Here is a 24,698-nt window from a genome sequence, read left to right as displayed (position 1 = left end):
CGACGACGGTCGATGGCAGCTGTTGCAGCGTGAGACCTACGACCGCGGGAACGGCGCGGTGCTGCTCCTGTTCAACCGCGCACGCGGCACGGTGGTGCTTACCCGCCAGTTCCGCTTTCCCGCATTCGCCAATGGCCAGGCCGATGGGGTGCTGGTGGAAGCCTGCGCCGGCTTGCTGGACGACGAGGATCCGTACACAGCCATACGCCGCGAGGTGCAGGAAGAGACCGGCTTTGCCGTACGAACGCCGCGCAAGATCTTCGAGGCTTATATGAGTCCAGGGTCAGTCACCGAGAAACTTCACTTCTTCGTGGCCGAATACGATGCTGCCGACCGCGTGGGCGACGGTGGCGGAGACTCGAGCGAAGGTGAGGATATCCAGGTCCTGGAACTGCCGCTCGCGCGGGCCATGGAGATGATCAGCGGCGGCGAAATCCAGGATGGCAAAACCATCATGCTTCTTCAGCACGCTGCGCTGGTGGGATGGGCCCAGTTGTAGGCGATGGGGGCCATCTCGCGACACGGCGAGCTCATCACCGACGTCGTCCCGCGGCGGCCCCCGTCCGCCGCGGGCGACCCTCGCGGCCCACCCTCGACCTTCTGCTCCTGGCCGATGGCTGGTGTCCGCGAGCGGCAGTGTGCTGGAGTCTCCATTGTCTCGCGGCGCGTCGGCGCTCGCTCCTTCAGACGGCGCGCGGCAGGGCGTGCGGTCCGGCGTGCCGGCGCGCCGCGTGGCCCGCCTGCAGCAGGCGCCGGGACCGGGCCGAGTTCGCGCGCGCGAGCGCCTGCGCCATCAGGGCGGGCAGCCTCGAGGGCAGGTCGCGCTCCTGGTCCACGCGCAGCCAGGCGCCGTCGCCATAGGCCGTCGATAGCGCTGCGTCGTGCGGCGCGCCGCCGACGTGCAGGGCGAGCGTGGCGGTGCCTTCGGCGGCCACTTCCGCCAGGGCCCGGCGCGTGTCCGCGAGGCCTTGCGCGCCTTCATAGCCGTCGTCGTGCGGATGTCCGTCGGTCAGCAGCAGCAGCAGCCGACGCCGCGCGCCGCGCTGTTCTGCCAGGTGCCGTCCGGCATGCCGGACGGCGGCGCCGGTGCGCGTCATGCCGGACGGCTCGATGACCGCCAGGCGCGCTCGCGCGTCGGCCCATCGTTCGTCGAAGCCCTTGATCCTGACGAACCGGACCAGCGTCGGCCCCCAGGAGTGGAAGCCGGACAGGGCGACCCGGTCGCCCAGGCGCTCGAAGGCGCTGACCAGGTGTTCGGCGGCCCGCAGGTGGACCTGCAATTGTGTCTGGCCGTCGGGCCCGAGGTCGGCAGTGGAGCGTGACAGGTCCACCAGGACCAGCACCGACAGGTCGCGCTGCGCGGGTCGGGTGCCGACGAACAGGGCGTGGCCGCCGGGGTCGCCCGCGCGCAGGCGCACGCGGTGGTCGATGCAGGCGTCCAGGTCGAGGTCGTGGCCGTCCGGCTGAGCGCGCGAGCGCTTCGGTGCGACGCCGACCCGCCACAGGCGGCGCAGCCATCCGGGCAGCGGTGCCGGGACGGGCGGCGGGACCCTCCCGTCGTCGACCACGGGATCGATGTCGGCCACGCAGGCGTGCCGGGGGCGGTAGGCCTGCCGCCGTTCGTCCCACTCCGGGTACCACAGGCCCTGGCGGGGCGGTCCACGCAGCGCCTCGGCGGCCTGGCGCGCGAAGGCCGCCAGCAGACCGCGCTCCGTGTTGCGCCGTGCGCTGCCGTCGGCGAGCACGCTCGCGCCATCGGCCGCGGCCTCGTGCGTCGAGGTGTTCTCGGCGCCGCGGGCGAAGCCGAGCAGGGACAAGAGGACGTCGGCGAGTCCGAATCCGCGCACCGGCGAGCGCAGCCGCTCCAGCAGCGCGTGATCGGCGTCGTCGAGCGCGTCGTCCGCGGCGGTGGTCCGCTCGGTGGCGGCGGCCGGGTCGGCCGGTGTGAGCCGCGGTTCGCTGAACGCAGCGGCGTCCAGCGTCCCGACGCAGCGCGGCAGCGCGGCGACCGGGCTGTCGGCGCGTGCGGCGGCCCAGGCGGCGCTCGGACCGGCGGGCGTGCTGGCGGCGGGTGCGAGCAGGGGGCGCAGGTGTCGCCAGACCGGGCCCGGGATGCCTTGGCGATGGTGGTCCAGTGCCCAGGCCAGCAGCAGCGCCGCATAGCGGCGAAGCAGGGCGGGGCGGGCGAGCGTGGGCGGGCGGTGGCCGTTCGCCTCACCCGCATGGCGGCGCAGCAGGGCCTGGGCGGCGGCCGCGCAGCGCTGTTCCAGCGGATCCAGCTGCGGATCGATCTCGATGCCGTTGGCCGTGGCGCGCGAGTCCTGTCCGGGCGGCCCCCAGGACACGGTGACGGGCCGCCCGAGCAGGCTGCCGGCGAGCCAGCTCAGGGCCAGCAGGCGCCGCGCCGGCCCGGCGGTGCTGCCGGCGAGCGGTACCGGCTCGGCGTCAGGCATCCACGTAGGTCGCGATGCACTCGCGCAAGGCGGCGGCGACGCTCGCGTCGTCGGTCAGCGCGCAGGCCAGCGTCGCGTCCAGGGCCTGGCGCAGCGGCACGCCGCCGCGATGCAGTTGCGCCGCGGCGATCAGCGCGCGCGTCGACACCGCCTCGCTTGTGCCGTCGACCGGCTGGCGCCGCAGCGCCTGGGCCAGTTGCACCAGCGGCTGTGCGACCGTCGCCTCAATCCCGTGTGCTTCCACCAGCACGCGCAGCTCGTGCTCGCGCGACGGAAAGTCGAGGTCGATGGCCACCAGCCGCTGGCGCGTCGAGGCCTTCAGGTCCTTGAGCAAGCTCTGGTAGCCGGGGTTGTAGGACATCACCAGCGTGAAGCCCGGCGCGGGCTGCAGCGTCAGGCCCAGCCTCTCGAGGTGCAGCTCGCGCCGGTGATCCATCAGCGGATGCAGCACGACGACGGTGTCGGGCCGCGCTTCGACCACCTCGTCGAGGTAGCAGAGGGCACCTTCGCGCACGGCGCGCGTGAGCGGCCCGTCGACCCAGACGGTGCGGTCGCCTTCGAGCAGGTAGCGGCCGACGAGGTCGGCCGCGGTGAGGTCTTCGTGGCAGGCGACGGTGACCAGGGGCCGTCCGAGGCGCTGCGCCATGTGCTCGACCAGCGCCGTCTTTCCGACGCCGGTGGGGCCCTTCAGCAGCAGCGGCAGGCCGGCGAGGTGCGCGGCGGTGAACAGCGCGACCTCCTCCCCGGCGGGCAGGTAGCTCACCGTCATCAATTGCGACCGCTGGTGGGCGGTACCGGTCGGCTGGTCAGGGTGGGGATCGGCACCTCGGGACCCGGGCATTCGTAGACCGTGCCCGCGCCGCAGACGTTGTCGCGCATCCAGGAGGGCATTTGCGGCCACGGGTCGGCATGCAGGGACAGGAAGGCCATCGTGAAGACGTAGCCGGCATTCATCAGGTTGGCGAAGGCGGTGACCGCGAGCACGCGCAGCAGGTCACGGGTGCGATCGCCGACGCGCAGGCGGTCGACGCCGCGCTCGACCACCATGCGGCCCCGGTCGTCGCGGAAGAAGAACAGCGCGGAACTGGCGGCCAGCACCAGCGGGAAGAACAGGAATTCGTAGAGCGGGATCTGGTAGAACTCGCCGTCCCACAGCTTCGGTCCCGCGGCGGCGGGGAAGGCGTCGTAGTGCACCACGCGAGTCGCGAGGATCTCTTGCGCCATGTCCAGCGCCACCATCGCGACGAGTCCCGCGAGGAACAGGCGCACGCCGCCCCAGGCCGGGAAGCGCGCCTTCGCCTTGCGCATCGCCCACCAGCCGAAGAGGCAGCTGAGCGGCAGCTGGAACACATAGGCGGCGAAGTTGATCAGGATCGGCTCGGGGATGCGCGAGCCGTGCGGCGACACCCAGCCAGGGATGAACTCGGACCAGGAGCCGAAGTTCAGCAGGTGCGCGTTGTAGGTGAAGGTGGGCCGGAACATGTTCAGCCACGGGTCCTGCCAGAAGGTGAACAGCCAGCCCAGCATCAGCACCTGGATCGGCGCCAGCGGCTCGCGGCGCAGCAGCGTGCGGCCGAAATAGGCGACAGCGGCGACCAGCGTGAGCACGCTCAAGGCCTGGAAGATGGGCAGGCCGATCTCCGAGGCACGCGGCAGCGGGTCGGGGCCCGGGTCGGTCGGCACGAACTTGTCGGACCTGATCCAGGCGATGTAGATCCAGGCCTGGAGCAGGACCAGAAGGCCGCCGATCGCCGCCCACCAGTGGATGGCCTCCAGGCGGGAACCGGCGGGCGCGTCGAAGCGCTCGCGTGTCAGGGGGATGCTCATGCGGGTCTCCTCGTGTTGGATGGTTGAATTCCTGTCGTGGCGCGGGCGCGCTCGCGCAGCTCGGCCTTGCGCACCTTGCCGGACGCCGTGCGCGGGAACTCGTCGACGGCGACCAGGTGCTCCGGCGTCTTCTGGGGCGCGACGCCGGCCGCGGTGAAGTGCTGTCGCACCGCGTCGAGATCCAATGCCGCGCCTTCGGCCAGGACGACGAAGGCGCAGACCTTCTCGCCGTAGCGTTCGTCGGGCCGAGCGACGACCGCGACCTCGCGCACGGCCGGATGGCGCGCGAGGATGCGCTCGACTTCCTGCGATGAAATGTTCTCGCCGCCGCGTATCACGATGTCCTTGCGGCGGTCGGTCAGCGTGAGGCACCCCTGGCCGTCGAGGCGGCCGACGTCGCCGGTGCGGAACCAGCCGTCGGCCGTGAACGCCGTCGCGTTCAGCGCGGGGTCGGTGTATCCGATGAACAGCTCGGGGCCACGCGTCAGGATGTCGCCTTCCGAACCCACCGGCAGGTCCTTGTCGGACTCGTCGACGATGCGGACCTCGCTGCCCGGTTGCAGGCGACCGTCGGTGAGCCTGCGCTGTTCGAGCGTCATGTCGCGCCAGCCGCATGAGACCGTCGAATGCTCGGTGAGTCCGTAGCTGCGGCTTCCGGCAAAGCCCGCGCGGTCGGCCAACTCGACATGCTCGGGGGTCACGCCGACGCCGCCCAGGCTGTAGGCCGCAATCGAGGACAGGTCCCGGCCGTCGTGGCGCGCCGCCTCGAGCAGGCCCTGGAGATGGAACGGCGTGCCGCCCGACAGCCGGACCCGGTAGCGCTCAATCAGGGCCGCGGCCTGCGCAGCATCCCATCGGTCCATGAACACCATGTCGGTGCCGGTGACGAAGGGCCGGAGCAGGAAGTTGAAGCCGGCGATGTGGTCCGCGGGGAAGGGCGTCAGGTAGGGGCCGTCGCCGTCCATGAACGGAGTCAGCCATTCGGCGCCGACCGTGCGGTGGGTGTGCTGAACACCTTTCGGCGATGCGGTCGTCCCCGAGGTGTAGAGCAGCAGGCAGACGTCGTCGGGATGAGGCGGCGTCTCTGTCGGGGCTGCGTCCGCAGAGCCCCGCGCGGCCTCAGCCTCTAGCGCCGAGAACCTGATGCCGCCGCGCGGGGTCTGGTCCCCCAGCACGATGACGCGCTCGAGCTCGGGCAGGTGCCCGAGCGCCTCAACCCGGGCCAGGAAGTCGATGTTGCGCCAACGCTGCGGAACGCACAGGAAGCGAGCGCGAGACTGGCGCAGGATGAACCCGACTTCGGCGGGTCCGTAGATGTGCACGATGGGCACCAGTACCGCGCCGATCTCGATCGCCGCGAGATAGAGCACCGCGGTCTCGCGGGAGGTGGGCAGTTGCAGCGCGATCGCGTCGCCGCGCCGCAGACCGATGGCGCGCAGGCCACGCGCGATCCGGGCAGCGGCTTGCACCAGCTCGGGCGTCGTCGCGCTCTCGGCACCGGTCTCGGTATGGAAGTGCAGGCGCGTGGAAGGGCGCGCAGCGGCCGCGCGGGCCAGCAGCGGCCCGAGCGCCGTGTCGGGGCGCGAGGGGGCGTTCATCTCTTCACGTCGTGGCCAGGCCACGCGACGGCGCGAGCAGCGCACGCAGCAAGCTGACCAAGGCGAGCGGCTGGTCCAGCATCATGTGGTGGCCGGTGTGCGGCATCGTGACCGGCCCCCGGCACCGGGGCAGGGCCTCGGCGATCCGCAGGGCGCGTTCCGCGCTGACGACGGCGCTGGCTTGCGCGTGAACGTAGTCGACGGGCACGCTCAGCCGCGACAGGGCAAGAGGCTCGAAACCGGGCGATTCGATCTCGCGAAGCGCGGGGTCGAAGCACCACGTCCAGCCGCCCTCGCGCTCGCAGACCGAATGACGCGCGATGTGATCCAGGGTGTAAGCCAGGCACGCCTGCGGCGGCAGCAGTCGGAAGCGGGCCAGCGTTTCCTGCGGGGTCGCGGTCGGACGCGGCGGCGTGCGGTAGGTGATCTCCGGCAGACGGTCTGCTTCGAACCTCACGAAGGAGTCGAGGACGACCGCCCGCGCGACGGCCTCCGGCTGCCGCAGGCAGACATGCAAGCAGCGCGTTCCGCCGAAGCTGTGGCCGACCAGCGTCACCGGTCGCGCGTCGATCCGGATGGCGGCCATCACGGCCGCGAGGTCGTCCTCGAAGCAGCCCTGTGGATAGGCCGGCCGGGCGGCGCTGCGACCCATGCCCGAGAAGTCCAGTGCGAAGACGCGGAACTGATCCGCGAGGAACGGCGCGATGAAGTCCCACCAACGCGCATGCCCGAGGAAGCCATGGGCGAACAGCAGCGCGGGCTTCTCGACTTCATGGTCGTTCCATCCGACGTAGTGGATGCGCGCGCCGGAGGTCTCGACGAAGTGCGACTGGCAGGCCCGGGACAGGGCCCACTCGAACCATTCGGGTGGAGAAGATGACGGCATCGCGATCAACTGACCTGGAATCCACCGTCGACGGTCAGCAACTGCCCGGCAACAACGCGCGAGGCCGGGCTGGCGCAGAACAGGACGGCCATCTCGATCTCCTCGGGATCGCCCATCTTCCCCAGAGGGATGCGGCCCGGTCCGAGGACCGGCCCCTTCAGTTCGACGTTGGCGCCCGCGCCGGCGCCCGTGACGATGGCGGTCTTGCCGTCGAGCGTGAAGGCGGTCCTGACTGAGGTGTTTCCCATGTCAGCCTCTGCCGCTCAGCGCTTGCGCATGGCTTGCCACTGATCGTCGGTCCAGTCCTGCATCGCGCGGAAGGTCGGGCCACCCGCGCCTTGCATCCAGCGGCCGCCATCGATGACGATGAGGTCGCCGGTGACATAGCCCGAGCCGTCCGCCGCGAGGTAGGCGTAGAGGTCGCTCAGTTCCTGATGCTTGCCGAAGCGGCGCAGCGGCACGCCGCGCTCCTGAGGCTCGACCTGGCTGCCGGGGGGAAACAAGCGCTCCCACGCGCCCTCGGTGGGGAACAGGCCGGGGGCGACGCAGTTCAGGCGGATGCCGTAGGGGCCCCACTCGACGGCCAGACTGCGCGTCATCGCGAGGACGCCGGCCTTGGCCGCGGCCGAGGCCGCGGTGAAGGATTGCCCGGTGATCACCGGGGCGGAGACCGTGCTGATCACGTTGCCCGGACGGCCGGACTCGATCCAGCGCTTGCCGGCGGCGATGGTGCCGTAGAAGCTGCCGTGCAGGACGATGTCCAGCACCGAGTCGACCGCGCGCGGCGAGAGCTTGTCGGTGCGGGCGATGAAGTTGGCCGCGGCATTGTTGACGAGGACGTCGAGTGGGCCGGACTCCCAGATCGTAGCCATCATGGCCTCGACCTGCTCGGCATCCCGGACGTCGGAGGCCACGGTGTCCACGCGCGCACCGGGCACGGCGGCGCGGAACTCGCTGGCGGTCGCATCGAGCACCTCCTTGCGGCGCCCGCAGATGACGAGGTGCGCGCCGAGTTCCAGGTAGCGGCGGCCGATGCTCTTGCCCAGTCCGGTGCCGCCGCCCGTGACGAGGATCTTTTTGCCTGCGAGCAGGTCGTTCTTGAACATGATGTGATCCGGTTGGAGGAGTTCAGCGGCCGACGAATTTCGCGCTGCGCTTTTCGACGAAGGACTTGCGGCCTTCCGCCGCGTCCTCGGTGCCGTAGAGGTAGGTGTTTCTGGCGGTGGCGTGGGTGGCGGCGTGCATCCAGCCCTGGCCGAGCGCCAGCCGTGCGTTCTCGATCGTGGCCTGCACGGCCAGCGGCGCCTGCTCGGCCACGCGCTGGGCGTAGGCGAGGGCGCGCTCGAACTGCTGGCCCGCCGGGACGACTTCCTGCACGAGGCCGATGCGCAGTGCCTCCGCGCTGTCGAACTCGTCGCCGGTCAGCAGCCACTTCATGGCGTTGCCCCAGCCGGCGCGCTCGATGAACCGGAAGCTGCCGCCGTAGCCGGGCATGATGCCCCGCTTGACCTCGAGCTGCGAGAAGCGGCAGTTGTCGGCCGCGAAGACAACGTCGGCAGCGAGCATCAGCTCGATCGCGATCGTGAAGCAGATGCCCTGCATTGCGGCGATGACGGGCTTCTTGCGATAGGGCTCGCGCAGTTGGCCGGGGTCGACCAGGCTCAGCGGGACATAGGGCGTGCCGGACTTGCGATATTCGGCCATCAGCGGCAGGTCGATGCCGGCGGCGAAGTGCTCGCCCTTGGCATGGAGCAGCCCGACGAACAGGTCCGACGAGTTCTCCAGCAGCGTGTAGGCCTCGCCGAGCTCCCTGAACATCTTCGGCGTGAAGCCGTTGCGCTTCTCGATGCGGTCGACGCCCATCAGCAGGATGGGGCCGCGCCGTTCGACGACGATCTGACCTTCGGGGTGGCGTTCGCTCACAGCAGTTCTCCATAGCGCTCGACGTGGTGCTCCGAGTCGCCCCAGGTCATGTCGATCGCGGTCAGTCGTTTGAAATAGTGGCCGCAGGCCATCTCGTCGGTCATGCCCATGCCGCCGTGCAACTGGGTGGCCTGCTGGCCGACGTAGCGGCCTGCGCGTCCGGCCATCGCCTTGGCCGCGGACGCGGCGCGACGTCGATCCGCGGCATCGGCGGAGTCGACACGGGCCGCGGCCATCAAGGCCAGGGCACGCGCCTGCTCGACGTTGATGCGCATGTCGGCGGCGCGGTGCTGCAGGGCCTGGAAGCTGCCGATCGCCTGGCCGAACTGCTTGCGCGTGGCGATGTACTCGCAGGTCAACTCCGTGAGCCTCCCCATGGCGCCGACGGCTTCGGCAGCAAGGCCGGCCAGGCCCTGATCGATGGCCCAGTCGGCCAGCGCAAGGCCCTGGCCGGGCGCACCGAGCATGCAGTCGTCGGCAACTCGCACGCCGGCGAAGCGCAGCTCCGCGGCGCGGCGGCCGTCCAGGGTGGGGAACCCGGCGGCCGTGACGCCGTCCGCCTGCGCGTCGATCAGCAGCAGCAGCGGTCCGGCCTCGCTTTGCGCGGTGACGATGAACCAGTGCGCGCTGTCGCCGTTCATCACGACGGACTTGGCGCCATCGACGATCCAGTGGCCCTCCGCGCGGCGCGCGGTGGTGGCGATCTCGTCGAGGTCGAAGCGTGACTGCGGCTCGAGCGCGGCGACGGCGAAGCGCAGTTCGCCGGTGGCGATGCCGGGCAGGAAACGGTCCTTCTGCGCCGGGCTGCCATGGGTTGCGATCAGGCGCGGCGCGATGACGCCGCTGGCCAGAAAGGGCTCGACCACGAGGCCGCGGCCCAGGCCCTCCATGACGATCATGGTCTCGACCGGGCCCGCCCCGATGCCGCCCCATGCCTCGGGCACGTTGAGCGCGAACAGGCCAAGCTCCGCCAACTGGCCGAGCAGGCCCTCGTCGTAACCGGGGGCGGCACCGGCGGCTGCGGCCAGGCGCCTGCGTCGCGCCTCGAAGTCGTATTCGGTTTGCACGAAGCGCGCCACTGTATCGGCGAGCATCTGCTGTTCTTCGGTAAGGATGAAGTTCATGCGCCGATGATCGACTTGCCGATCAGTCCCCTTTGGATTTCGTTCGTGCCGCCGTAGATGGCGACCTTGCGCAGGTCGAGATAGAGGCCGGCGAGCGGATTGAGCTCGACGCCGGCCGCGGTCGGGCCGTCGTAGCCGAAGTCCATCGCGGGCTCGAGGTAGGGCACGGCCTGGGGGCCGGCACAGGCCATCAGCAGCTCGCCGAGCTGGCCCTGGATCTCGGAGCCGCGGATCTTGAGCATCGACGGCTCGGCGCCGAGACCCTGTCCGGCCTGCTCGAGCGAGATGAGCCGCGCCAGCGCCCATTCGTGCGCCTGGACTTCGATCTCAATGGCGGCGACGCGGTCGCGGAAGCGCGGATCCTCGATCAGCGGCCGGCCGTGGCGTGTGCGGCTGCGCGCGACCTCCTTGAGGCGGCGCAGCAGCCGCTTGCACATTCCCAGGCCCGCGATGTTGGTGCGCTCATGGCCGAGGAGGTACTTGGCGATGGTCCAGCCGTCGTTTTCCTCGCCGACCAGGTTGGCGGCCGGGACCTTCACCGCGTCGAGGAACACCTCGTTGACGTCGTGGCCGCCGTCCAGCGTCTTGATCGGCCGCACGCTGATGCCGGGCGAGTCCATCGGCATCAGCAGCAGCGAAATGCCGCGCTGCGGCTTGCCGTCCGCCGACGTGCGCACGAGCGCGAACATCCAGTTGGCCCAGTGCGCGAACGAGGTCCAGATCTTCTGGCCGGTGACGACGTAGTGCGCTTGCGCGCCGCTGCCGACCTTCTCGGCACGCGTCTTGAGCGAGGCGAGGTCTGAGCCGGCACCGGGCTCGGAATAGCCCTGGCACCACCAGTCCTCCATCGACTTGATGCGCGGCAGGTAGCGCTGCTGCTGCTCGGGCGTGCCGTACTTCATCAGCACGGGCGCGATCATCGACAGGCCGAACGGCATCTGCCGCGGTGCTCCGGCCGAGAAGCACTCTTCGTCGAAGATGTTGCGTTGCACCGCGTTCCAGCCGCAGCCGCCGTGGGCGACGGGCCAGCCGGGTGCGCCCCAGCCGCGGGCCTCGAGGATGCGCTGCCAGCGCACATAGTCCTCGCGCTCGACGCGCAGGAAGCCGAGCACCTTGGCGCGGATGTCGTCGGGCAGGTGGGTGGCGACGAATTCGCGCACTTCGGCGCGGAACGATCGTTCTTCGGTGGAGTCGGTGAGGTCCATGTTGGATGTGCGGATGTGCGCTGCGTTCAGCGACCCGTGAAGCGCGGGGGGCGCTTCTCTGCGAAGGCACGCTTGCCTTCCTGGAAGTCCTCGCAGACGTTGGAGTCGAGCATCTCGGCGCTGTCGGTCTGCACGGCCTCGTGCAGGCTCTGGAAGGGCAGCTCCCAGAGCTGCTTCTTGATGACGCGCAGCGAGCGCGGCGAGCAGGACGCGGCCATCTCGCGTGCATAGGCGTAGGTGGCGTCGGCGAGCTGCTCGCGGGGATGGCTCTGGTTGACGAGGCCCAGGCGCTGTGCTTCGGCGCCGCGGATCTTGCGGCCGGACAGCAGCAGGTCCAGCGCGTTGGCGTGGCCCACGGCGTTCCGCAGCGCCCAGGCCATGCCGTACTCGGAGGCCAGGCCGAGGCGCGAGAAGGCCGTGGTGATCGTCGCGTCCTCGGCGGCGAAGCGGATGTCGGCGAAGAGCGCGTGGACCAGTCCCAGCCCGGCGGCCGGGCCGTTGATCATCGCGATGATCGGCTTGGCGATCGCGGGAAAGTAGGTCGCGCGGCTCTGGTAGTCGGGGCGGCGGCTGAAGTCGTAGGCGCGCGGCAGCTTGTCGAGCAGGTGGCGCGGGTCGTCGCTCTTGAAGGCGGTGATGTCGCCACCGGCGCAGAACGCGCGGCCGGCGCCGGTCAGCACGATCACGCCCACGTCCTCGTCCCGCTCGGCGGCGTGCATCGCCTGCCAGACCTCCTCGGCCATCACGTCCGTCCAGGCATTGAGGACCTGTGGACGATTCAGCGTCACGGTGCAGATGCGGTCTTTGACCGCGTAGAGGATTTGCTCGTAGCTCATCGAAGGGCCTCGTTCACGCGGTCAGACTGGCGATCTCATCGGCGCCATAGCCCAGGCGGCCGAACACCTCGGCGTTGTGCTGGCCCAGGCGCGGTGGCGGCCGGTGCACCCCGCCGGGCGTCTGCGAGAACTGGGTCGGCACGCAGGTGGTCAGCAGGGACCCTTCCGTGGGGTGCTCGTAGCGATGGAAGAAGCCGATCTCGTTGAGATACGGGTCCGCGAGCATCTCCTCGAAACGCGCCATCGCGCCGTTCGGGATGTCGATCGCGTCCAGGATCCCGTGCCACTCGGCGGTCGTGCGGGTCTTCATGATCTCAGAGACGAGGCCGTAGACCGTGTCGATGTTCCTGATGCGGCCCTCGACGGTGCGGAAGCGCTCGTCCTGGACCAACTCGGGGCGGCCCATGGCCGGCAGCAGGCGCTGCCACTGCTCGTCGTTGACCGCGAGCACGCAGATGTAGCCGTCCTTGGTTTCATAGGGCCGGCGATGTTCGGTGAGCAGTCGAACGTAGCCGATGCCGCCGCCGGTCGGCGGCTCGAACGCGGCGCCCCACAGGTGCTCCATCAGGGTGAAGGCGACGGTTGTCTCCAGCATCGGGACCCGGACGAGCTGGCCCAGGCCGGTGCGTTCGCGCGCGAACAGGGCCATGCCGATCGCCGAGGCGAGCTGGTAGCCGCAGAACTTGTCGACCAGCACGGTCGGGAGGTAGCGCGGCTGGCCCAGCGAGCGCAGCATCAGGTCGGCGATGCCCGCCTCGCCCTGCACCACGTCGTCGAACGCAGGGTCGTTCTCGCGCGGGCCGCCCGGCATGTAGCCGCAGCCGTAGCCGTAGACGATGCGCCGATTGCGGCGCGAGATCTCCTCGTACGAGATGCCCAGGCGCTGCGCAGCCGCGGGCCGCATGCTGTGGACGAACACGTCGGCCTCGTCCACGAGCCGCATCAGCGCCTCGCGCGCTTCGGGGCGCTTGAGGTTGAGCGTCACGCTGCGCTTGTTGCGGTTCATGTTCAGGAACATGGCCGCCATGTCCGGACTGCGGGTCGGGCCGTTTCGGCGATTGGGGTCGCCGTCCGGGGTCTCGACCTTGACGACCTCGGCGCCCATGTCTCCGAGGATCATCGTCGCGGCCGGGCCGAGGACGTTGATCGTGAGGTCCACCACCCGGACACCGGTCAGTGGGCCCGCATTCGGTGTCGTGGCGCTCATGCGTCGCGGTCCGTGCGGCACTTGATCATGCGCAGCGGCGTGTACTCGAGGACCAGCGTGTCGCCGTTCTTCATCACCCGGTTGCGGGTGCGCACGAGGCCGCGGCCGGGCCGCGACTCGGAGCGGCGCGACTCGATCACCTCGCATTCGACGTGCAGGGTGTCGCCGGCGAAGGTCGGTCCCTTGACGTCGAGCTGCATGCCCAGGAATGCGAAGCCGGTGCCTTGCATGGTCGACTGCGCGAGCAGGCCCTCGGCGAAACAGTACACGAGGGATCCCGGCGCGAGGCGGCCCTTGAACCCCGCCTCGTTCTTGAGGAAGTCGAGATTCGTGAACAGCACCTCCGTCATGCCGATGGTGTTGATGAAGTTGACGATGTCCGGCTCGGTGACGGTGCGGCCGATCGTCTTGAACTTGCGCCCGAGCGGCAAGTCCTCAAAGCAAAACCCCAAACCTACTGTTTCCATGTTTTCCTCGGATTCCGTCGCGCGGACTTCGAATGAAGGGCAAGGGAATTGCGCTTCCATTTCTGAACGATGTTCGGTAATATAAACGCCGGGCACCGCCCCAGTCAACTCAAGGCAGCAGGGGATTCCCTGAGGTCGAATCCGAGGATGGAGACATGAAAGAAGCGTCCGACCGTTACGCGCGATACACCCGTTTGAAGTTCGATCGCCCTCATCCGCGCGTGCTGCGGATCACCCTCGCATCGCCGCTGAAGATGGGTGCGATGGATGCGCAGATGCATCGCGAAGCCTCGGAGATCTGGGCCGACGTGGACGCTGACGACAGCGTGTCGGTGGCGATCATCACCGGCGAAGGCAAGACCTTCTCGGCGGGAGGCGACCTGAACCACGAGCGCAAGGTCTGCGACGACTACACCTTGCGCATGCAGGCGATGACGGAGGCGCGCAACCTGGTGATGGGCATGATCAACTGCCGCAAGCCCATCGTCGGCGCCGCGCGCGGATGGGCCGTCGGCGCGGGACTGGCGCTGCTGATCCTGGCCGATGTCTCGATCGCGTCGAAGGATGCCAAGTTCTCCGACGGCCACCTGAAGATCGGCATCGCCTCGGGTGACCACGCCACCATCGTCTGGCCCCTGTTGTGCGGCATGGCCAAGGCCAAGTACTACTTGATGACGGCGGACACCTTCACGGGCGAGGAGGCCGAGCGCATGAACCTGATCTCGATGGCACTGGCCGACGAGGAGGTCGAGGCCAAGGCGGTCGAGGTCGCGTCGCGCCTGGCCGAGAGCGCGCCCGCGGCGCTGCGCTGGACCAAGCAGACCTTGAACCACTGGCTGCGCCAGGCGGCGCCTATCTTCGACGCGTCGCTCGCGCTCGAGTTCATCGGCATGGCCGGCCCCGAAGGCAAGGAGGGCATCGACGCCTTCCTGCAGAAGCGTTCGCCGTCCTTCGGCCAGGACACACCGGTCTGACCGGTCGGTGCGAGGCAAAGCCAAGACATGCAAACGATCGGTGAATTGCTGGAGCGCAACGAGCGCTTCTATCCGAACAAGGAGGCGGTGGTCTTCGAGTCTCGCCGCCATACCTACCGCTCGCTCCTGGGGCGCGTGCGCCGCCTGGCCGATGGCCTGCACAAGCTGGGCATGATCCGCCAGGACCGGTGCGCGATCCTGGCCATGAACTGCATGGAGTACATGGAGCTGCTCGGTGCCGGCGACTGGGCGGGCTACATCGTGACCACGCTCAACTTCCGTCTCGCCGAGCCGGAAATCCAGTGGATCCTGGGTGACGTCAAACCGAAGGTCCTGGTGTTCGAGGCGCAGTACGCGGATGCGGTGGAGCGGCTGCGTGCGAAGCTGCCCGACATCGAGCACTTCGTGTGCATCGGCGGTACGCCGCCCGCCTGGGCGCGCGGCTTCGAGGTAGTCGTCGACAGCGGCACGCCGGAAGGGCCGCCGTTCCGCTCGCTGCCGGATGACTTCGGCGCGATGGTCTACACCAGCGGCACGACCGGCCGCCCCAAGGGCGCCTTGCGCAGCCAGTGGCGCTGGGTCGCGACGGCGGAGGGCGGCTCGTACGCGAGCGAGTTCTCTTCCCGCACGCGCGTGCTGCTGGCGACGCCGGCGTTTCACGTCGGGGTCATCGGCTATGCAGTGCAGGCCTACTGGTATGCGGGCTGCGTCGTGCTGCAGCGATCGTTCGAGCCGGCGGCGGTCCTGAAGGCCATCGAGACCGAGCGCATCACGTTCACCTTCGTGGTCGCGGCGATGCTGCAGGCGCTGCTGGATGCGCCGGGCGTCGACGATGCCGACCTCTCCAGCCTGACCAACATCGTGACCGCGGCTGCACCGGTGCCGGTGCCGCTGCTGCAGCGTGCGATCCGGCGGCTGGGGCCGATCTTCTCCGTGCAGTACGGCGCCACCGAGACCGGAGCGACGATGATGTTTGCCCACGAGGTGCGGCCGGACGGCGACGAGCGTGACGTCAAGCGCATCGCATCCGTCGGCCATCCGGGACCGCGCACCCGGATTCGGGTGGTGGACGAAGCGGGGCGCGAATGCCCGAGGGGCGTCCCCGGCGAGGTCCTGACCTTCACCGACCAGCGCTTCGACGGCTACTGGAACAACACCGCCGCGACCGTCGAGGCGCTGCGCGACGGCTGGTGCCACACCGGCGACGTCGGCTACCTCGACGAGGACGACTACCTGTTCCTGGTCGATCGCAAGAAGGACATGATCATCTCGGGCGGCGAGAACATCTACAGCCGCGAAGTCGAGAGTGCGGTGCTGGCGCATCCTTCCGTCGTGGACTGCGCGGCCATCGGCATCCCCGACGAGAAGTGGGGTGAGGTGGTGAGCGTGGTGGTGGTCTGCCGCGTCGATGCCGTCGTGACGGAGGCGGAGCTGATTGCCCACTGCAAGACGCTGATCGCCAGCTACAAGTGCCCCAAGCGCGTGACGCTGGTGGACGCGCTTCCCCGCACGGGCACCGGGAAGATCAACAAGGTGGCGCTGCGCGAGGCGACGCGCGCCGCAGTCTGAGGAACTGAAGGAGCTGCGATATGTTCGAGACCCGGGTCGAGGAGGGCATTGCGAGGGTGACGATGTCCCGTTCTCCGGTCAACGCCTTGAGCGAGGAGTGGGGCGACGCGCTTGATGGCGAGCTGGATGCGCTGGGCCAGCGCGATGACTGGCGGGTGCTGCACCTGCGCAGCGACCAGAAGGTCTTCGCTGCCGGCGCGGACCTCTCGCAGATCCACGGCTGGACGACGCAGCGTTCGCCAGCACGGCGCCTGTCGAGCTACATCGCGCGGCTGCAGGCCGTGTTTCGACGGCTGGAAAGGCTGCCGCAGGTCGTGCTCGCCGAGATCGGCGGCGCGGCGCTGGGCGGCGGCCTCGAGCTCGCCCTCTCCTGTGATCTTCGCGTGGCGGCCGTCGAGGCCAAGATTGGATTGCCCGAGGTTGGTCTCGGCCTCATTCCTGGGCTGGGCGGTACGCAGCGGCTCACGCGCCTCTGCGGCGCTGGCATCGCCGGCCGGATGATCCTCGGCGCCGAAGTCATCGACGGCGCCGTGGCGCGCGAGCTCGGCATCGTCCAGTGGGCGGTCCCCCGGGCGGAGCTCGCGTCGCTGGCGGTCGACATCGCCCGCCGCGTCGCCGCGTTGCCGACGCCCGCGCTGCGCGCCGCCAAAGAGCTGATTCGCGCCGCGAACCCGCCGGTCGAGACCGGCTTCGCCCTCGAGCGGGAACTGGGCGGGCAACTGCTCGACACCCCCGAGGCTCGCGCGCTGATCGTCGCCTTCCTGCGGCGCAGCGGCAAGACAGTGGACGACCCGGCCGAGGCTCCCCTGCCTTGATGTCTTGAATTTCCTTCGGAGAACACTTGCAATGAGCGACAACATCGACACCTCGTGGCGCCACGTCACGGACCTGTGCGGCAAGACGGTGGTCGTCACCGGCTGCGCCTCGGGCATCGGCCGCGCCACGGCGCTGCAGTACGCCAGCGCCGGCGCGACCGTCTACGGCGGCGACGTCAACGAGGCCGCCGGCGAGGCCGCGCTGGCGGAGATCCGCGCCGCCGGAGGCCAGGGCCGATTCTTCAAGCTGGACCTGACCGACGGCGCCAGCGTCGATGCGTTCGTCGACAGCGTGGTCGAGACGATCGGCGACGCGCCCGACATCCTCGCCAACGTCGCCGGCCTCGACCGCGTGATGCCCTTCCTCGAGAACACGCCGGACGTGTGGGAGCTGCTGATCAAGGTCAACTACCTGGGCCCGGTGCGCATGATCCATCGTTTCCTGCCCAGGATGGTCGCGCGCCGCAGCGGCAAGATCGTGACGGTGGCGAGCGACGCCGGCCGCGTGGGCAGCAGCGGCGAGACCTTCTACGCCGGCACCAAGGGCGCGATCATCGCCTTCACGAAGTCGTTGGCGCGCGAGACGGCCCGCGCGGGCCTCACCTGCAACTGCGTCGCCCCGGGGCCGACCGACACCCCGCTGTTCAACGGCACCATCCCCGACGGCAAGCTGCGCGACGCCCTGATCAAGGCCATCCCGCTCAAGCGCCTGGCGCAGCCGGTCGAGATCGCGCACACGGTCGTCTTTCTGTCCACGCCCGCGACCGACTTCATGACCGGCCAGGTGGTCTCGGTCAGCGGCGGCCTGACCATGCACGGCTGAGGGAACGACGATGACGCCCGAGAAGGAATACTTCGAGCACCTGGCCGCCGGCCGCTTCATGATCCAGAAGAGCCGCTCCACCGGGGGCCATGTCTTCTACCCGCGCATGGCCGAGCCCGGCACCGGTGCGACCGACCTCGAATGGGTCGAGGCCTCGGGGCGCGGCACGGTCTATTCGACGACCGTGATCCGGCAGAAGCCGCCCACGCCCCACTACAACATCGCGCTGGTCGAACTCGAAGAGGGCCCGCGCATGATGAGCCGTATCGACGGTATCGCGCCCGAGGACGTGCGGATCGGCATGTCCGTGACGGCGCGCATCGTCCGCGAAGGCGAACAAGCCGTCGTCGTCTTCGTTCCCGCCTGAGCGAGGCCACTCCGATGAAAGAAAACTTCCCCCGCGGCAAGACCGCGATCGTCGGCTCCGCGACCTTCGGCTGCGGCGCCGCGCCCGGCTACAGCGCGATGGAGCTCGCGCACCAGGCGAGCGTGCTCGCGCTGCAGGCCGCCGGGCTGAAGCCGTCGGACGTCGATGGCCTGTTCACCGTCATCATGGACGACGCGCTGTCCGGCCTGACGCTGGCGGAAACCCTGGGCATCCATCCGCGCTTCCTGGACAACAACCGCACCGGCGGCTCGTCGTTCCAGGTCCACGCGATGATTGCCGCGCTGGCGCTCGATGCCGGCCTGTGCGACGTTGCGCTGATCGCCTATGGCAGCAACCAGCGCAGCAACACCGGCAAGCTGATGCAGTCGTCCAGGCCCTCGCCCTGGGAGGGGCCCTACAAGCCGATGCGGCCGATCTCGTCGTACGCGCTGGCGGCCGCGCGCCACATGCACCAGTACGGCACCACCCGCGAGCAATTGGGCGCGGTCGCGATCGCGGCGCGCCAGTGGGCGCAGCTCAATCCCGAGGCCTTCGTGCGCGATCCGCTCACGCTCGAGGACTACCTCGGCGCGCGCATGGTCGCCGACCCGTTCAACGTGCGCGACTGCTGCCTCGTCACCGACGGCGCCGCGGCCGTCGTGATGACGCGTGCTGACCGCGCGCGCGACCTCGGGGTGCGCCCGGTCTACCTCCTGGGCGGCGCGCAGGGGACCACACACCGCGAAATGTCCTGCATGCCCGACCTGACCGTCACTGCGCTGGCCGAGGCTGGCCGGCGCGCGTATGCGCAGGCCGGCGTGACGGCCGGCGAGATCGACGTCGTCGAACTCTACGATGCGTTCACCATCAATCCGATCCTGTTCCTCGAGGACCTGGGCTTCTGCGCCAAGGGCGAGGGCGGCGCGTTCGTCGAGGGCGGCCGGATCGCCCCGGGCGGCCAGCTGGCCGTCAACACCAACGGCGGCGGGCTGTCCTGCGTGCACCCCGGCATGTACGGGTTGTTCACGATCGTCGAGGCCGCTCGCCAACTGGCGGGCCAGGCCGGCGAACGCCAGGTCGCGGACGCCAGGCTCGCGATCGCGCAGGGCAACGGCGGCGAGCTGTCGCACGAGGCGCTGCTGATCCTCGGCACCGAAGAAACCCTGTAGGACACCCGATGCTCGATTACAACGTCTGCAAGAACTGGGTGTTCCCCGACATCGCGGTCGACTACACCGAGCGCGACACCATGCTGTACGCGCTGGGCCTGGGGATGGGCATCGACCCGATGGACGAGGGCGCGCTCCGCTTCGTCTACGAGAAGAACCTCCAGGCGGTGCCTACGATGGCGACCGCGATGGGCACGCCCGGGATCTGGTGGCGCGATCCGCGCACCGGCGCCGACGCCGTCAAGCTGGTCCACGGCGAACAGGACGTGCGCCTGCTCAAGCCGCTGCCGGTGAAGGGCTCGCTGATTTCGCGCAACCGCGTGCTCTCGCTCACCGACAAGGGCGCAGGCAAGGGGGCGATCGCGGTGGTGCTGCGCACACTGCTCGATGCGGCCAGCGGCGAGACCGTCGCGGAGAGCCGCAACGTCACCTTCCTGCGCGGCGACGGCGGCTTCAGCGAGCAGGGCGGTGTCTCCGACCCGGGGCCCGCGCCGCTGCCCGCCGTACCGGAACGCCCGGCGGATCTCGAGGTCAGCTACGACGTGCGTCCGGAGGCGGCTCTGGTCTATCGCCTGAGCGGCGACGCCAATCCGCTGCACGCCGATCCGGAGATCGCGCGCAAGGCCGGCTTCGACCGGCCGATCCTGCACGGACTGTGCACCTACGGCATGGCCGCCCGCGGGGTGATCCAGCACGTGCTGGGCTGGGACGCGAGCCGCCTGCGGCGCCTGGCCGTCCGCTTCACCTCGCCGGTCTGGCCGGGCGAGACCGTCCGCTACGAGTTCTGGCGCGAGGGCGACACCGTGCTGCGCCTGCGCGCGAGCGTCGATGCCCGCCAGGTCGTGGTGCTGAACAACGGCATCGTCGAGATCGCCTGAGGCCGACATGGAATTCCAATACAGCGCCGCCGACGAGGCCTTTCGCAAGGAGGTGCGCGAGTTCCTGGCGGCGCACCTGCCCGCCGACATCGCGCATCGCCACGCCCTCGGCTTCCACCCAGCGCCGAAGGACGACCTGCTGCGCTGGAACCGCGTGCTCGCCGAGCGCGGCTGGGCGGCGCCGCACTGGCCGCGCGAGCACGGCGGCACGGGCTGGTCGCCGGTGCAGTGCCACATCTTCGAGCAGGAGTGCCAGCGCGCCCACGCCCCCAGCCTCAGCTGGCAGGGCCTGCGCCTGTGCGCGCCGGTGATCTACACCTTCGGCTCCGAGGCGCAGAAGGCGCGATTCCTGCCGCCGATCCTGCGTGGCGACTACCTGCTCGCCCAGGGCTTTTCCGAGCCCAACGCCGGCTCCGACCTGGTGTCGCTGAAGACCAGCGCGGTGCGCGACGGCGACCACTACGTCGTCAACGGCCAGAAGACCTGGAGCAGCGAGGGGCATTACGCGGACTGGGGCTTCTTCCTGGTGCGCACCGACAGCGCGGCCAAGCCGCAACGCGGCATCTCGTTCCTGATGATCGACCTGCGCAGCCCCGGGGTGAGCGTGCGTCCGATCCTCATGTTCAACGGCATGCACTACGTCAACGAGATATTCCTCGACAACGTGCGCGTGCCGGCCGAGAACCTGATTGGCGACGAGGGTGCGGGTTGGAGCTATGCGAAGTTCCTGCTCGACAACGAGCGCACCAGCAGCGCGTTCATCTACTTCTCGCGCGAATGGCTGACGCGGGCCCGCGCGATCGCCGCGCGGGAGACGGCCGGCGGCATGCGGCTGATCGACACGCCGGCCTTCCAGCGCAAGCTGGCCGCGGTGGAGATCGACCTGCAGGCGCTCGAGTTCTCCGTGCTGCGCGTGCTGGCCTCGGAGAAGACGCGCTGGAACGCCACCGCCGTCGCCTCGGCACTGAAGGTGCGCGGCTCGGAGATCCAGCAGCGCGCCACCGAGCTGGCGCTCGATGCCCTGGGCTTGCGCGGCCTGCGCGCCATCGACGGCTTCGCCGATCCCTTGTGCGATCCGGCGAAAGCCAGCGAGGCGTGGCCGGGCGATGTCGCCGGCGTCGCGTCGGGCATGCTGCAGACGCGCGCCGTCACCATCTACGGCGGCGCCAAGGAAGTGCAAAAGAACATCATCTCCCGGCTGGCGTTCGGCCTCTGAAGCCGCGGCCTGCCGTGCTTGGGCGACTCCGGTACCGGGCAACGCAAAGGAAACAGACATGAACGACAAGATCATCATCGTGACCGGGGCCTTCGGTGCGCTGGGTCGCGAAGTGGCGCGGACCCTGGAGACGCGGGGCGCGCGTGTCGTGCGGGTGGACGCCGCGGCGAGCGCCCCCGACGGCCTCGCGGGCGCCGACCTCGTGCCGGGCATCGACCTGACCGACTACGCGGCCACGCAGGCGATGGTGGCCGGGGTCGTTGCCCGACATGGCGCGCTCGACGCGCTCGTCAACATCGCCGGCGGCTTCCGCTGGGAGACCGTCTCGGACGGCGAACCGGCGACCTGGGAACTTCTGCATTCGCTCAACCTGCGCACCGCGCTCCACGCCTGCAAGGCGAGCCTGCCGTACCTGATCGGCCGCGAGGGCGCGCGCATCGTCAACATCGGCGCCGCCGCGGCGGCGAAGGCGGCTGCGGGGATGGGCGCCTACGCCGCCTCCAAGGCCGCGGTGCTGCGCCTGACCGAGGCCTTGGCGGAGGAGACCAAGGACCGCGGCTTGAACGTCAACGCGGTGCTGCCGGGCATCATCGACACCCCGGCCAACCGCGCCGACATGCCCGACGCGGACACCTCGCGCTGGGTGACGCCGCAGGCGCTCGCGGACGTCGTGGCCTTCCTGCTGTCCGATGCGGCGCGCGCGATCACGGGCGTAGGCATCCCGGTCACCGGCCGCCTCTGAAATCGACAAGGAGAACCTCATGCCCAAGTGGCTCAAGACGACGGAGACCCTGAGCTTCGACGTCGCTCATCGCGTCGCCCGCATCACGCTCAACCGTCCCGACAAGCGCAATGCGCTGACGCCGGCGATGCTGTCCGAGCTGTCCGACGCGTTGCTCGAAGCCGACGACCGCACCGACGTCCACGCGATCGTTCTGGCCGGTGCAGGCAAGGATTTCTGCGCCGGCTACGACCTGGCCGGCGTGTACGCCGGTCTCGGCGCCGGCAACGAGCCGAGCTACCGATCGACCAACGGCACGCTCGACGACGACTGCTGGCAGCTGGAGCAGACCCAGAAGAAGACGATCGCGATGTTCGACATCCACAAGCCGGTCATCGCCCAGGTCCAGGGCAACTGCCTGGCGGGTGGCACCGACCTGGCGCTGATGTGCGACATGGTGGTCGCCGCCGATGACGCGAAGATCGGCTTTCCCGCCGCGCGCGCCAACGGCACGCCGCCGCAGAACATGTTCCTCTACCACTGCGGACCGCAGTGGGCCAAGCGCCTGCTGATGACCGGGGACTGGATCAGCGGCCGCGACGCCGCCCGCATCGGCCTGGTGATGGAATCGGCTCCCGCTTTGGAACTGGCCGACGTCGTCGATGCGCTCGCGCACCGCGTCGCGCTGGTGGATGCGGAACTGCTCTCGGCGCACAAGCGTGTCATCAACTTCGGTCTCGAGCTCCAGGGCGCGCGAACGCTGCAGCGGCTCGCCGCCGAGACCGATGCGCGCGCGCACCTCTCGCGCGGCCCGCGGCGCTCGCAGTTCCGCAGCGACATGATCGAGCACGGCTTGAAGACCGCGCTGAAGAACCGCGATGAACCCTTTGGCGAGGGCGGCGTCGCCTTGCGCGACCCGACCTGAGACAGCGCGCTCGCGCACCGCCTCGCAGGCGCGAGGCGCTCGGCGTCCCAGCCCGATGCCGGGCGCAGCGCACGCCGCCCCGCCCTGGCCGGCACTTCCTTCGGTCTCTCCGGCCTCTTCGGCCGACGGCCGATCTCCCCCCCCATGGGCTTCAGGACGAAGCCAAGACACTCGAGGACCACTGCAACATGATTCTGTACCGCAAACGCCGCGTCGCGGCACTCGCCGCTTCGATGGCGGTCGCCGTGCTCACCCTGGCGCAGGCACCGGCCGACGCCGCGGCGTCTCCTCAGGACATCGCCCGCCTGGGCAAGGACCTGACGCCCTGGGGCGCCGAGGTCGCGGGGAACAAGGACGGCAGCATCCCCGCCTGGCGCGGTGGCCAGAAGGCCCTTCCGGCGGGCTTCAACCCCAACGGCGGCGGCAAGCGCTGGGTCGATCCGTTCGCCGGCGAGAAGCCGCTGTTCACGATCACGGCCGACAACGCGGCGAAGTACCAGGACAAGCTGCTCGGCTCGACCCAGGAACTCTTCAGGCGCTATCCGAAGGGCTTCCGAATGGAGGTCTACCCCTCGCACCGCACCGTGTGGGTGCCGGACTGGGTCAACGAGAACACGGCGAAGAACGCGACGAGCGCGAAGATCCTGCCCAACGGCTATGCCCTGGGCGGAGCCTTCGGCGGCATTCCGTTCCCGTTCCCGAAGACCGGTCTGGAGGTCTGGTGGAACAACGAAGTCCGCTACAAGGGCACCTACCAGCACGTCAACGTCGCGACCTGGGCCGTGGACAGCGCCGGACGCAGGAGCCTCAACGGCGCCTTCTCGTCCGACATCTACTACCCCAACTTCGACCAGCAGCTCGGGCGCGAGAAGTTCCTCGCCGGCGATGGCCTGTACTACAAGGTCTACAACGACTACACCGCGCCCGCCAGCCGCGTCGGCGAGGTGAACCTGTACTGGACCTGGTACGACCAGAGTGCGCATGCCGGCAAGGGCTGGATCTACGCTCCCGGCACGCGCCGCGTGCGCACGGCGCCCGACCTGTTCTACGACACGCCCAACCCCGGCTACAACGGTGGCATCACGATGGACGACATCCAGATGACCTACGGGCCGCAGGACCGCTTCGACTGGAAGCTGGTGGGCAAGCAGGAGAAGCTGATCCCCTACAGCAACTACACGCAGCAGTTCGCCACGCCGTCGGAACATACCCTGACGCCGAACTTCCCCAACCCGGAAGACATCCGCTGGGAACTGCACCGCGTGTGGGTGATCGAGGGGACGCCCAAGGCCGGCGTGCACCACATCTATTCGAAGAAGGTGGTCTACCTCGACGAGGACTACGGCAGCAGCGAGATGGAGACCTATGACAAGGCCGGCAAGATCTTCCGCGCCGGCTGGTCGACGATGGTCGAGCTGTACGACATCGGCATCCCCTACAGCCTGGGCAACTTCTTCTTCGACTTCTCGACGGGCATGTACTGGCTGGGCAGCCATCCGGGCGATGCGAGCGTGAAGGGGCTCGAGTTCCCGAAGGACGACAGCTGGCGGAAGTCCCGCCTGCCGATGTTCACGCCCGAATACATCCAGGCCAACGGCGTGCGCTGAGCGCGCTCGCGCATTGTCCTGGGCCCGCGTCGCTGCGGGCGCTCCTGCACTCTCGCCCCAAGGCGATCGGCTCCGCGCCGTTCTCGCCTCGGGGCTTCGCCATTTAAT

The 24,698-nt window shown here is 69.5% G+C and carries 25 protein-coding genes; 12 read left to right on the top strand and 13 right to left on the bottom strand.

Annotation, left to right across the window (positions count from 1 at the left end):
- The coding region (locus I73_RS02260) for an NUDIX domain-containing protein (RefSeq protein WP_022979133.1) at nt 1-499 on the top strand (499 nt) is incomplete at its 5' end.
- A 184-nt stretch (nt 500-683) separates the two neighbouring features.
- Here the strand turns inward: I73_RS02260 and I73_RS30640 are convergent.
- The 13 genes from I73_RS30640 to I73_RS02195 are packed head-to-tail and all read right to left on the bottom strand — an operon-like array spanning nt 684 to nt 13,526.
- Nucleotides 684-2,453, bottom strand: coding sequence for a nitric oxide reductase activation protein NorD (locus I73_RS30640; RefSeq protein WP_022979132.1), 1,770 nt, complete (start codon nt 2,451-2,453; stop codon nt 684-686).
- The gene (locus I73_RS02250) at nt 2,446-3,222 is read right to left on the bottom strand and encodes a CbbQ/NirQ/NorQ/GpvN family protein (RefSeq protein WP_022979131.1); all 777 of its coding nucleotides are present in this window, start codon (nt 3,220-3,222) and stop codon (nt 2,446-2,448) included. Before I73_RS02250 ends, I73_RS30640 begins: the two co-directional genes overlap by 8 nt.
- A complete protein-coding gene (locus I73_RS25480) occupies nt 3,222-4,280 on the bottom strand; it encodes a spirocyclase AveC family protein (protein WP_022979130.1) in 1,059 nt (352 codons plus the stop codon). The genes I73_RS02250 and I73_RS25480 overlap by 1 nt, the downstream gene beginning before the upstream one ends.
- On the bottom strand, nt 4,277-5,878 hold the full coding sequence (locus I73_RS25475) for a class I adenylate-forming enzyme family protein (protein ID WP_022979129.1): 1,602 nt from the start codon (nt 5,876-5,878) through the stop codon (nt 4,277-4,279). The genes I73_RS25480 and I73_RS25475 overlap by 4 nt, the downstream gene beginning before the upstream one ends.
- A gap of 4 nt (nt 5,879-5,882) precedes the next feature.
- Nucleotides 5,883-6,764, bottom strand: a complete 882-nt coding sequence (locus I73_RS02235) for an alpha/beta fold hydrolase (protein ID WP_022979128.1) — start codon at nt 6,762-6,764, stop codon at nt 5,883-5,885.
- A gap of 5 nt (nt 6,765-6,769) precedes the next feature.
- Nucleotides 6,770-7,012 (bottom strand): SDR family oxidoreductase, encoded by a 243-nt coding sequence (locus I73_RS02230; protein WP_022979127.1) that lies wholly within the window; start codon nt 7,010-7,012, stop codon nt 6,770-6,772.
- A gap of 15 nt (nt 7,013-7,027) precedes the next feature.
- Nucleotides 7,028-7,870: an SDR family oxidoreductase gene (locus I73_RS02225; protein WP_022979126.1), complete on the bottom strand. Its 843-nt coding sequence runs from the start codon at nt 7,868-7,870 to the stop codon at nt 7,028-7,030.
- Between the two features lie 22 nt (nt 7,871-7,892).
- Nucleotides 7,893-8,687 (bottom strand): crotonase/enoyl-CoA hydratase family protein, encoded by a 795-nt coding sequence (locus I73_RS32065; protein WP_022979125.1) that lies wholly within the window; start codon nt 8,685-8,687, stop codon nt 7,893-7,895.
- The gene (locus I73_RS32060; RefSeq protein WP_022979124.1) at nt 8,684-9,811 is read right to left on the bottom strand and encodes an acyl-CoA dehydrogenase family protein; all 1,128 of its coding nucleotides are present in this window, start codon (nt 9,809-9,811) and stop codon (nt 8,684-8,686) included. The genes I73_RS32065 and I73_RS32060 overlap by 4 nt, the downstream gene beginning before the upstream one ends.
- Nucleotides 9,808-11,016: an acyl-CoA dehydrogenase family protein gene (locus I73_RS02210; protein ID WP_022979123.1), complete on the bottom strand. Its 1,209-nt coding sequence runs from the start codon at nt 11,014-11,016 to the stop codon at nt 9,808-9,810. The genes I73_RS32060 and I73_RS02210 overlap by 4 nt, the downstream gene beginning before the upstream one ends.
- A 26-nt stretch (nt 11,017-11,042) precedes the next feature.
- Nucleotides 11,043-11,852: an enoyl-CoA hydratase-related protein gene (locus tag I73_RS02205; RefSeq protein WP_022979122.1), complete on the bottom strand. Its 810-nt coding sequence runs from the start codon at nt 11,850-11,852 to the stop codon at nt 11,043-11,045.
- A 13-nt stretch (nt 11,853-11,865) separates the two neighbouring features.
- Entirely contained in the window at nt 11,866-13,059 is a 1,194-nt protein-coding gene (locus tag I73_RS02200; protein ID WP_022979121.1) for a CaiB/BaiF CoA-transferase family protein, read from the bottom strand.
- The gene (locus tag I73_RS02195; protein WP_022979120.1) at nt 13,056-13,526 is read right to left on the bottom strand and encodes a MaoC family dehydratase N-terminal domain-containing protein; all 471 of its coding nucleotides are present in this window, start codon (nt 13,524-13,526) and stop codon (nt 13,056-13,058) included. The genes I73_RS02200 and I73_RS02195 overlap by 4 nt, the downstream gene beginning before the upstream one ends.
- Before the next feature lie 155 nt (nt 13,527-13,681).
- Between I73_RS02195 and I73_RS02190 the strand changes: the two genes are divergently transcribed.
- The 11 genes from I73_RS02190 (at nt 13,682) to I73_RS02140 (ending at nt 24,590) form a co-directional block, all read left to right on the top strand.
- On the top strand, nt 13,682-14,500 hold the full coding sequence (locus I73_RS02190) for an enoyl-CoA hydratase/isomerase family protein (protein ID WP_022979119.1): 819 nt from the start codon (nt 13,682-13,684) through the stop codon (nt 14,498-14,500).
- Nucleotides 14,501-14,527: 27 nt separating this feature from the next.
- Entirely contained in the window at nt 14,528-16,069 is a 1,542-nt protein-coding gene (locus tag I73_RS02185) for an AMP-binding protein (protein WP_022979118.1), read from the top strand.
- A 20-nt stretch (nt 16,070-16,089) separates the two neighbouring features.
- Entirely contained in the window at nt 16,090-16,884 is a 795-nt protein-coding gene (locus I73_RS25470; protein ID WP_022979117.1) for an enoyl-CoA hydratase/isomerase family protein, read from the top strand.
- Nucleotides 16,885-16,915: 31 nt separating this feature from the next.
- Nucleotides 16,916-17,707, top strand: coding sequence for an SDR family NAD(P)-dependent oxidoreductase (locus tag I73_RS02175; RefSeq protein WP_022979116.1), 792 nt, complete (start codon nt 16,916-16,918; stop codon nt 17,705-17,707).
- 10 nt (nt 17,708-17,717) lie between these two features.
- Nucleotides 17,718-18,074 (top strand): Zn-ribbon domain-containing OB-fold protein, encoded by a 357-nt coding sequence (locus tag I73_RS02170; RefSeq protein WP_022979115.1) that lies wholly within the window; start codon nt 17,718-17,720, stop codon nt 18,072-18,074.
- Nucleotides 18,075-18,088: 14 nt separating this feature from the next.
- Complete coding sequence (locus tag I73_RS02165) at nt 18,089-19,243, top strand: thiolase (RefSeq protein WP_022979114.1); 1,155 nt, start codon at nt 18,089-18,091, stop codon at nt 19,241-19,243.
- Nucleotides 19,244-19,251: 8 nt separating this feature from the next.
- Complete coding sequence (locus I73_RS02160; protein ID WP_022979113.1) at nt 19,252-20,121, top strand: MaoC/PaaZ C-terminal domain-containing protein; 870 nt, start codon at nt 19,252-19,254, stop codon at nt 20,119-20,121.
- Nucleotides 20,122-20,128: 7 nt separating this feature from the next.
- Nucleotides 20,129-21,337: an acyl-CoA dehydrogenase family protein gene (locus I73_RS02155; protein ID WP_022979112.1), complete on the top strand. Its 1,209-nt coding sequence runs from the start codon at nt 20,129-20,131 to the stop codon at nt 21,335-21,337.
- 58 nt (nt 21,338-21,395) lie between these two features.
- Nucleotides 21,396-22,079: an SDR family NAD(P)-dependent oxidoreductase gene (locus I73_RS02150; RefSeq protein WP_022979111.1), complete on the top strand. Its 684-nt coding sequence runs from the start codon at nt 21,396-21,398 to the stop codon at nt 22,077-22,079.
- A 19-nt stretch (nt 22,080-22,098) separates the two neighbouring features.
- Complete coding sequence (locus I73_RS02145) at nt 22,099-22,983, top strand: crotonase/enoyl-CoA hydratase family protein (RefSeq protein WP_022979110.1); 885 nt, start codon at nt 22,099-22,101, stop codon at nt 22,981-22,983.
- Nucleotides 22,984-23,171: 188 nt separating this feature from the next.
- Nucleotides 23,172-24,590 carry a DUF1329 domain-containing protein gene (locus I73_RS02140; RefSeq protein WP_022979109.1) on the top strand — a complete coding sequence of 473 codons (1,419 nt, stop codon included), beginning with the start codon at nt 23,172-23,174 and terminating at the stop codon, nt 24,588-24,590.
- Nucleotides 24,591-24,698 lie beyond the last annotated feature (108 nt).

The organism is Ideonella sp. B508-1, from assembly GCF_000333615.1.
Lineage (GTDB): Bacteria > Pseudomonadota > Gammaproteobacteria > Burkholderiales > Burkholderiaceae_C > Ideonella.
The sequence above is the reverse complement of the archived record's forward strand: the minus strand, read 5'-3'. Positions and strand labels throughout refer to the sequence as shown.